Origin of the sequence: Bradyrhizobium australafricanum, from assembly GCF_020329495.1 — a bacterium.
GTDB classification, from domain to species: domain Bacteria; phylum Pseudomonadota; class Alphaproteobacteria; order Rhizobiales; family Xanthobacteraceae; genus Bradyrhizobium; species Bradyrhizobium australafricanum.
On the sequence record NZ_JAGKJL010000129.1, the window covers coordinates 1 to 8,673 of the forward strand.

Annotated in this window: 10 protein-coding genes; 4 read left to right on the forward strand and 6 right to left on the reverse strand. The window is 64.3% G+C overall.

The annotated features are described in order from the left end of the window. Positions 1–220: helix-turn-helix domain-containing protein (locus J6525_RS45190; protein WP_225645394.1), on the reverse strand; the 220-nt coding region annotated here is incomplete at its 3' end. A gap of 290 nt (positions 221–510) precedes the next feature. Here J6525_RS45190 and J6525_RS45195 point away from each other — a divergent pair. Then, the gene (locus J6525_RS45195; RefSeq protein ID WP_225649480.1) at positions 511–2,091 is read left to right on the forward strand and encodes a fatty acid--CoA ligase; all 1,581 of its coding nucleotides are present in this window, start codon (positions 511–513) and stop codon (positions 2,089–2,091) included. Positions 2,092–2,241: 150 nt separating this feature from the next. Here the strand turns inward: J6525_RS45195 and J6525_RS45200 are convergent, their stop codons facing one another. After that, entirely contained in the window at positions 2,242–2,715 is a 474-nt protein-coding gene (locus J6525_RS45200) for a GFA family protein (RefSeq protein WP_225649481.1), read from the reverse strand. 20 nt (positions 2,716–2,735) lie between these two features. Continuing rightward, on the reverse strand, positions 2,736–4,010 hold the full coding sequence (locus J6525_RS45205) for an acyl-CoA dehydrogenase family protein (RefSeq protein WP_038388013.1): 1,275 nt from the start codon (positions 4,008–4,010) through the stop codon (positions 2,736–2,738). A 218-nt stretch (positions 4,011–4,228) separates the two neighbouring features. Between J6525_RS45205 and J6525_RS45210 the strand changes: the two genes are divergently transcribed. Next, a complete protein-coding gene (locus J6525_RS45210) occupies positions 4,229–5,008 on the forward strand; it encodes an enoyl-CoA hydratase-related protein (protein WP_225649482.1) in 780 nt (259 codons plus the stop codon). Between the two features lie 190 nt (positions 5,009–5,198). Here the strand turns inward: J6525_RS45210 and J6525_RS45215 are convergent, their stop codons facing one another. From J6525_RS45215 to J6525_RS45225, 3 genes are read right to left on the reverse strand one after another with little or no spacing between them, the layout of a single operon-like run. Continuing rightward, positions 5,199–5,573 carry a DUF6285 domain-containing protein gene (locus J6525_RS45215; protein ID WP_225649483.1) on the reverse strand — a complete coding sequence of 125 codons (375 nt, stop codon included), beginning with the start codon at positions 5,571–5,573 and terminating at the stop codon, positions 5,199–5,201. A 60-nt stretch (positions 5,574–5,633) separates the two neighbouring features. Continuing rightward, positions 5,634–6,617, reverse strand: coding sequence for a phosphotransferase family protein (locus tag J6525_RS45220; RefSeq protein WP_225649484.1), 984 nt, complete (start codon positions 6,615–6,617; stop codon positions 5,634–5,636). Continuing rightward, positions 6,614–7,405, reverse strand: coding sequence for an enoyl-CoA hydratase/isomerase (locus tag J6525_RS45225; RefSeq protein ID WP_225649485.1), 792 nt, complete (start codon positions 7,403–7,405; stop codon positions 6,614–6,616). Before J6525_RS45225 ends, J6525_RS45220 begins: the two co-directional genes overlap by 4 nt. 150 nt (positions 7,406–7,555) lie before the next feature. Here J6525_RS45225 and J6525_RS45230 point away from each other — a divergent pair, with 150 nt between their 5' ends. Next, positions 7,556–8,338 (forward strand): SDR family NAD(P)-dependent oxidoreductase, encoded by a 783-nt coding sequence (locus J6525_RS45230; RefSeq protein ID WP_225649486.1) that lies wholly within the window; start codon positions 7,556–7,558, stop codon positions 8,336–8,338. 117 nt (positions 8,339–8,455) lie between these two features. After that, positions 8,456–8,673: helix-turn-helix domain-containing protein (locus J6525_RS45235; protein WP_225647727.1), on the forward strand; the 218-nt coding region annotated here is incomplete at its 3' end.

Sequence of the window (8,673 nt, forward strand, 5' to 3'; positions counted from 1 at the left end):
GCTCGCAAACCGCCCTTTCTTCGACAGCCGACAGGCTGGTCACCAGGTTCTTCGGCCGGTGCGAGCGATCTTCGACCGTCGTGCGGTCGCGCCAACGATAGATCGTGGTCTCGCTGACCCCCAGTTCCGTCGCCAATTCGGCAACCGACTTCCGGCTGCGCTGGATATAGGCGCGCGTCTTCGGCGTCGTCGTGGCGTTCGCGTGCAGGCTCAGTTCCATGACCCGAGGTGCTCCCTGACAAAGGCCACGCCTCGTTCTACACCGATTCCATCAAACCAATCAGCAGGGACCAAACACGAAAGCAGGACCCATAACCACCGCTCAAAGCTACCGAGCACGCTGGGGCCACAGCGCGCTCGACAACTCGATCCTGTGGTTATGGGTCCCGGATCGCGCTTCGCTTGCCCGGGACGATGGTGTGGACGGATCGTGGACGCCCCTCCGTATTGTCTTTGCTGCTGGATGTCGCCACACTCGGCGCAACCAAAACAAGACGTCACGGGGGAAACATGTCCGACGCGCCGAAACTGACCAACCTTGCCGACATGGTGCGCGAGCGCGCCAAGAGCCGCGGCGATGCGCTGGCCTATGAATTCGAGGGACGGCAAACCAGCTTCGCCGAGTTCGACATCAAGACCAACCGCGTCGCCAACGCGCTGATCGCGATGGGCGTCGAGAAGGGCGAGCGCATCGCCTATCTCGGCAAGAACAGCGATTTCTATTTCGAGCTGTTGATGGGCGCGATGAAGGCCGGTGTGGTGATGGCGCCGGTGAACTGGCGCCTTGCAGGCCCCGAGGTCGCCTTCATCGTCGACGACTGCAAGGCCCCCGTCCTGTTCGTCGGCCCCGAATTCATCACGCAGGCGCGCAACATCAGCGACAAGCTGCCCAGCGTCCGCACCATCATCACGACCGAGGGCGGCGCGCCGGAATGGCCCGACTTCGTCGCCTGGCGCGATGCGCAAAGCGGTGACGACCCGCGCGTTGCGATCGAGCCGAAGGACATCGCGATCCAGCTCTACACCTCGGGCACGACAGGCAAGCCGAAAGGCGCGATGCTGTCACACGCCAATTTCCTCAACCTCGTGCAAAGCGGCAACGAGGCCGAGAAGCCGGAGTGGAACCGCTGGACCACCGACGACGTCTCGCTGGTCGCGATGCCGATCTTCCACATCGGCGGCTCCGGCTGGGGCGTGATGGGCCTCTATCACGGCGCCCGCGGTGTAATCGCGCGCGAGTTCGACCCGACCAAGGTGCTCGACTTCTTCGAGCAGTCCGGCATCACAAAGCTGTTCATGGTGCCGGCCGCGATGCAGTTCGTGGTGCGGCAGCCGCGCGCGCGGCAGGTCGACTTCTCCCGCCTGAAATACATGCTCTATGGCGCCTCACCGATTCCGGCGGCGCTGCTGAAGGAGTGCATCGAGGTCTTCAAATGCGGCTTCGTGCAGATGTACGGCATGACCGAGACCACCGGCACCATCGTCGCGCTGCCGCCGGAGGATCACATCGAGGGGCTCGACCGCATGCGCTCGGCCGGCAAGGCGCTGCCCGGTATCGAGCTTGCGATCCTCGATCCGGACGGCAAGACGCTGCCGCCGGGCGAAGTCGGCGAGATCGCCACCCGTTCCGGCTCCAACATGGCCGGCTACTGGAATCTGCCCGAGGCCACTGCGCGCACCATCGACAACGACGGCTGGCTGCGCACCGGCGATGCCGGCTACATGGACAGTGACGGCTACCTCTACATCCACGACCGCATCAAGGACATGATCATCTCCGGCGGCGAGAACATCTATCCGGCCGAGGTCGAGAGCGCGCTGTGCGACCATCCGGACGTGGCGGAAGCCGCCGTGATCGGCATCCCCGACGACAAATGGGGCGAGGCGGTGAAGGCGGTGGTGGTGATGAAGCCGGGAAAGACTGCGACCGCGGCCGACATCATCAACTTCACACGCGAGCGGATCGCCGGCTACAAGACACCGAAATCGGTCGACTTCATCCCGGCGCTGCCGCGCAACCCGTCGGGCAAGATCCTGCGGCGGAGCCTGCGTGAACCGTATTGGGCGGGCAAGGACCGGCAGGTGAATTAGCCCTCGCTGTCGTCCCGGCGAAGGCCGGGACCCATTACCACCACCGTTCGTTACAGCACGATGCTGGGGCCCCAGCCCGTTCAACCAACAATCGACTGTGGTTATGGGTCCCGGCCTTCGCCGGGACGACGATAGAGAGAGTAGCCCGCATCACACCTTCTTCATCTTCTCCCGCAAGACGCGCCACCGCTCCTGCGCCTCTTGCGGCCAGACCTCTTTCCGATCGTAATACTCGGCGAACACTTTCGCGCCCGGCGGGAACGTCACCCAGGGCTGCTTCGACGAGGTGAAGATGTGCGCATCCGGCGGGCACTGGCTCGGATCATCCAGCGTGCCGACGCGGACGAAGCGTACCGCCGGTCCCGCGCCCGGATAGTTGCTCCACACCGCGACCTTGCAGATGGGGCAACGCGCGATCTTCTGTCCCTTGCCGCTCGCCGAGGGCGTGTCGACGATCTCGGGCTCGGCCGCGATATGCTCGACCCGCTCGGCCTCGTACAACGCGTTGAGCGCGTGCACCGTGCCGGTCTCGCGCTGGCACCAGGTGCAGTGGCAGGCGTGCACGATCAGCGGCCTGCCGGTCAGGCGGTAGCGGACGTTTCTACAGGTGCATCCACCTTCCATGTCGTGCCGCCTCCTCTGCGTTAGTGCTTGCCGGCCCCCATGTAGCCGAACAGGAAGCCCGCCACCTTGCGCTTCTGGATTTCCTCGCTGCCTTCCGTGATGCGATAGCGGCGGTGATGGCGGTAGATGTGCTCGAACGGCTTGTGGCGCGAATAGCCCATGCCGCCATGCACCTGCATCGCGCGGTCGGCCGCCTCGCAGCACAGACGGTTTGCCCAGAAATTGCACATCGAGACCCGGTCGGACAGCGTGTGCTCGACCTGGGCCTGGGTCAGTTGATCCATCTCCCAGGCGGTCTTGCGGATCAACAGCCGCAGCATCTCGGCCTGGGTCGCAAGCTCGACCAGCGGCCACTGGATCGCCTGGTTCTCCGCCAGCGCCTTGCCGAACGGCTTGCGCTCGCGGGCATATTTCACGCTCTCATTGATGCAGTACACCGCAGCGCCGAGCGAGCTTGCCGCCTGGCGGATGCGGTTCTCGTGCACGAAGCATTGCGCCAGCGACAGCCCGCGGCCGACCTCGCCGAACTGCGCATCCTCAGGCACGAACACATCGGTGAAGCTGACCCGCGGATGGTCGGTCGGCATGTTGAAGGTCCACATATACTCCTCGACCTTCACCCCCGCCGATTTCGCCGGCACCAGGAAGCAGCTGATGCCGCGCGCGTCGCCGTCATTGCCCGAGGTGCGGGCAAACAGCGCGCAGTGCGTGGCAACATGCATGCCGGTCGTCCACATCTTCTCGCCGTTGATGATCCAGCCCTTGACGTTGTCGCGCGTGGCCTGAACCGCTTTGGTTTCCATATGGGTGGCGTCGGAGCCGTGCTCGGGCTCGGTCAGACCGAACGTGATGCGGTACTTGCCAGTGATCGAGCCGTCGATCATCGCCTTCTGCTCGTCGGTTCCGTACCGGTCGAGCATGGTCACGATCGGCAGATTGCCGACGATCGAGTGCTCGTTCTGCAGGTCGTTGTGCAAACCGAGACCCTTTGAGGCAAAATGTTCACGGATCACGGCCATCCACAGGTTGGAGCCGTCCTTGCCGCCATAGCGCTTCGGGATCGCGAAGCGCAGATGGCCGGCGGCATCGGCCAGGTTCTTGGCCTTGCGCAGCAGGAGCTCCCATTCATGGCGCGGCAGGCCGCCCTTGTCGAAATCGGTGCGCGCCCATTCACGGCGATGGTCGAAGAAGCGGATGTTGTCGTCAGCCTCTTCCAGCGGCTTGATCTCGCGTTCGATGAAGCGATCGAGCTCGGCGAGATAGGCTGTCAGGTCAGCCGGCAGATTGAAATCCAAGGCGGTCTCTCCCGGAAATATTGTTGATTCTGATTTTGCGTCTAGACGCTGTCGCGCATCCGCGTTCGGATTGATTAAGGTGAGAAGCCTGTCGCCAAGTCAAGCAGGCGAGCGAGGCTTGCGCGCGGTCGCCTTGCGTAATTGGATGGCACGGAACGACGCGCAGGCGCTAGGATATCAGCAATATTCTTCGCCGCAGAAAATCGACGGGAGCAAACATGGATCTGAAATTCTCCAAGGTGACGCGCAAGGGTCCCATCACCATCGTGACGCTGTCGCGGCCCGAGGTCTACAACGCGCTGCATATCGACGCACATTTCGAGCTCAACAAGGTGTTCGACGACTTCTCCGCCGATCCCGAGCAGTGGGTCGCGATCGTCACCGGCGCCGGCGACAAGGCGTTCTGCGCCGGCAACGACCTGAAATGGCAGGCCGCCGGTGGCAAGCGCGGCTGGGACAAGGGCGGTTTTGCCGGCCTCACCACCCGCTTCGACTGCGACAAGCCGATCATCGCCGCCGTCAACGGCGTCGCGATGGGCGGCGGCTTCGAGATCGCATTGGCATGCGATCTGATCATCGCTTCCGAGAGTGCGACCTTCGCCCTGCCCGAGCCACGCGTCGGCCTCGCAGCGCTGGCCGGCGGCCTGCACCGGCTGCCGCGCCAGATCGGGCTGAAGCGCGCCATGGGCATGATCCTGACCGCGCGCCATGTCAGCGCCAAGGAAGGCCTCGAACTCGGCTTCGTCAACGAGGTGGTGCCGCAGGGCGAGGCGCTGGCAGCCGCCGAGCGCTGGGCCGAGACCATCACCAAGAACTCGCCGATGTCGATCCGCGCCTCCAAGCAGGCGATCCAGAAGGGCCTCGAAGTGTCGCTGGAGCAGGCGCTGGCCGAGCAGCGCGACTATCCGGCGGTGAAGGCGATGGCCGCCTCGCAGGATTACATCGAGGGCCCCAAGGCGTTTTCGGAGAAGCGGCCGCCGAAGTGGCTGGGGCGGTGACACGTCCCTTCTGTCATTCCGGGGCGATGCGAAGCATCGAACCCGGAATCTCGAGATTCCGGGGCTGGTGCTGACGCACCATCCCGGAATGACGGCGATCCTGTAATGACGACGTAGGACGGGTAGAGCGCAGCGAAACCCATCGACGCTTGCCGCGTGTCGTGATGGGTTTCGCTTCGCTCTACCCATCCTACTTGGTTTCCAGCTCCCGCTTGTATGACGCGTAGTTCGGCTGGTCGACGGCGAGCTTGTCCATCGTGGTCTGCCAGAGATGCTCCGATAGCCCCGGCGTTTTCAGATCGACCTCGCCACCTGCGATCTTCTCCGAGAGCACGCGGTTCAGCTCCATCAGCGTCCCGTCGGTGCCCAGCAATTGCTTCAGCCGCGCGGCCTCGGTCGCATCGCCGGCCTCGGCGAGCGCGAGCTGCCGCGTCACCAGGTCGAGCGCGTTGATGCCGACGCGCAGCTTGAAGCCGTTGTGCCCCTTGATCGCGGGCGCGATCTCGCTGCGCAGGAAGTCGGCGACGGCCTTGATCAGTTCGGTGGGTGTCGGTTCGTCCTGCATCTTACTTGCTCTCTTTCTTGCGCATGATCGATTCCGAAAGCCGGTCTCGACTTTTCGGGATCATGCGCGCGGTGCCAGCAACCGCAGCAGATCAATCTCGGTTTCCGACGCGCGCCGCCCGATCATCGCGCGCTCCATCGAGTGATCCGGGCCACTTCGGAAGCGCTGCATCATGCCGCAACACATCACGCCCCAGCGCAGCGTACCCATCACTTCCCAGAACATCACGCGGTCGGGGTCGGCCTTGCGGCCGGCTTCCTCATAGCCCGCGAACAGATCCTCGCGTGCGCCGAAGCCGCCAACCGGCTTGTCGATCTCGCCGAAGCGCCAGGAGTTGACGCAGATCCATCCGAGATCCTCCATCGGATCGCCGGTATGCGCGAGCTCCCAGTCGAGCACCGCGCGCACCCCGTCGGGGCCGATGATCAGATTGCCGTGGCGGAAATCGCCATGCACCAGCGTCACCTCGGACGACGGACCGGGATCGTGATCGCGCAGCCAGCGCAGCGCCAGCTCGAACACCGGCCGCGGCCAGTTGAAGCTGTGATATTCGCGGGCGAGATCCTCGATCTCCTTGGTCGCCGTCAGACTGCGCAGCTTCGGCAGCTTGGCCTTCGGCAGGCCATGGATGCCGGCGATGACGCGGCCGAGCTGGCGGGCGAGGATCGGCCGCGCGCCCGCAAACTTGGCGTCACGCAGGATCTTACGCGCAATCGTCTCGCCCTCAACCCGCTCCATGATAAAGCCGGTTCCGAGTTCCTCCTGTGACGTAAGAACGTGCATCACGCGAGGTGATGGCAAGCCGGCATCGTGGGCGAGTTGCATGAGCATGGCTTCAGCATCCAGACCAGCGGCCCGCCCAGGTGCGGCGCCATAACCCGGTGGCGCGCGGCGCAGAATTGCACCAATCGTTCCACCCGGATGCAAGATATCAAAGGACCACGTCTCTTGGCTGGCGCCACCGGAGAGCCTGACAGAATTGGCCACGCAGATAGCGCCTGGGTACCAAGAGGCGACCCACTTATTGAGTTGCGGTTCGATCATTTGCCCTTGAACTTCGCCGGCCGCTTCTCGAGGAATGCGGTGACACCTTCCTTGAAATCCTCGGCGCTGCCGGCAAGGCGCTGCGACTCGAATTCCAGATTGAGCTGATCCTCGAGGGTATTTTCCGGGCTGTCCCAGTAGAGCTTGCGGATCAGCGACAACGCCACCGTCGGGCCGTTGGCGAGATCGTGCGCGAGCTTCATGGTTTCTTCCATCAGCGCGGCGTCGTCATAGACGCGGTTGACGAGACCCCACTCCAGCGCCTTCTCGGCCGGCAGCCGCTCGCCGAGCAGCGACAGCTCGACCGAGCGCGCCTTGCCGATCAGCCGCGGCAACAGCCAGGTCGAGCCGCAATCCGGCACCAGGCCGATGCGGCGGAACGCCTGCAGGAAATAGGACGAGCGCGCGCACAGGATGAGGTCGCCCATCAGCGCGAAGCTCATGCCGGCGCCGGCGGCCGGACCGTTCACCGCCGTCACGATCGGACAGTGCAGCTTACGCAACCGACGCAGGAACGGATGGAACGCGGTTTCCAGCGCCGCGCCGGCATTGCTCTTGCCGGGCTTCTGCTGGTTGCGGCCCTGCAGGTTGGCGCCGGTGCAGAAAGCACGGCCCGCGCCCGTGATCACCAGGCAGCGTACCTCGTCGCGCTTGTCGTCGATCGCATCGAGTGCCTCGGCAAGCCCGCCCAGCATGTCGATCGAGACCGCGTTCATGACTTCCTGATGGTCGAGCTTGAGGATCGCGACTGATCCGTCGAAGTCGAGCGCGACGTGCTTGAACTGCATGGTTTCCTCTTCACGTTGTTCGGCGGTGGGTACCGCGGTAGGTCGATGCTTCGACCCATATTTGATTTTTGTGCCGGGCTTGTCCATGGTCGGCGGCAAGCCCATCCGTGAACGCGTGATTAGCGCGCACCAAACCAAATGGAAACCCCAATGAGTGGCATCTTCGATCTCACCGGCCGCGTCGCTGTCATCACCGGCGGCAATGGCGGCATCGGCCTCGGCATCGCGCAGGCGCTGAACGCCGCCGGCTGCAACGTCTCGATCTGGGGCCGCAACGCGGAAAAAAACGCCAACGCCGCGGCCTCGATGAAGGCCGGCCCCGGCAAGGTCGCGACGCAATTCTGCGACGTCAGCGATCCCGGCTCGGTCAAGACCGCGATGAAGGCGACGCTGGACACCTTCGGCCGCGTCGACGGCTGCTTCGCCAACGCCGGCATCGGCGGCGGCGGACGTAGAGCCTTCATCGACCGCACCGAGGAGGAATGGCGCAAGATGTTCGCGACCAATCTCGACGGCGTGTTTCACGTATTCCAGGCTGCGGCACGCCACATGACCGACCGCGCCCAGGCCGGCGACAAGTTCGGCCGGCTGGTCGCGACCTCGAGCCTCGCCTCGCTGTTCGGCACCGCGCGCAACGAGCACTATGCCGGCACCAAGGCGGCGCTGAACGCGCTGTGCCGCGCGCTCGGCGTCGAGCTCGCGCGCCACGGCGTCACCGCGAACGCGATCCTGCCCGGCTGGATCAAGAGCGACATGACCGCCGGCATCATGGCCAACGACAAGTTCGTCGCCAATGTGATGCCGCGCATCCCCCTGCGCCGCTTCGGCGAGCCGAGCGATTTCGGCGGCATCGCTGTCTACATCATGAGCAAGGCGTCGTCCTATCATACGGCGGATTGCTTTGTGATCGACGGCGGGTACACGGCGTTCTAGCCCGGCTCTTGCCGCAACACTGATGTCGTCCCTGCGAAAGTGTTTGGTCCCTGCTGATTGGTTTGATGGAATCGGTGTAGAACGAGGCGTGGCCTTTGTCAGGGAGCACCTCGGGTCATGGAACTGAGCTTGCACGCGAACGCCACGACGACGCCGAAGACACGTGCCTACATCCAGCGCAGCCGGAAGTCGGTCGCCCAATTGGCGGCCGAATTGGGGGTCAGCGAGACCACGATTTATCGCTGGCGCAGCCGCACGACGGTCGAAGACCGCTCGCACCGGCCGAAGAACCTCACGACCAGCCTCTCCGCGGTTGAAGAAAGGGCGGTTTGCGA

What these genes read in the sequence shown, in the direction of transcription:
- J6525_RS45195 (WP_225649480.1), top strand. Translation starts at nt 511, where the DNA reads ATGTCCGACGCGCCGAAACTGACCAACCTTGCCGACATGGTGCGCGAG.
- J6525_RS45200 (WP_225649481.1), bottom strand. Translation starts at nt 2,715, where the DNA reads ATGGAAGGTGGATGCACCTGTAGAAACGTCCGCTACCGCCTGACCGGC.
- J6525_RS45210 (WP_225649482.1), top strand. Translation starts at nt 4,229, where the DNA reads ATGGATCTGAAATTCTCCAAGGTGACGCGCAAGGGTCCCATCACCATC.
- J6525_RS45215 (WP_225649483.1), bottom strand. Translation starts at nt 5,573, where the DNA reads ATGCAGGACGAACCGACACCCACCGAACTGATCAAGGCCGTCGCCGAC.
- J6525_RS45220 (WP_225649484.1), bottom strand. Translation starts at nt 6,617, where the DNA reads ATGATCGAACCGCAACTCAATAAGTGGGTCGCCTCTTGGTACCCAGGC.
- J6525_RS45225 (WP_225649485.1), bottom strand. Translation starts at nt 7,405, where the DNA reads ATGCAGTTCAAGCACGTCGCGCTCGACTTCGACGGATCAGTCGCGATC.
- J6525_RS45230 (WP_225649486.1), top strand. Translation starts at nt 7,556, where the DNA reads ATGAGTGGCATCTTCGATCTCACCGGCCGCGTCGCTGTCATCACCGGC.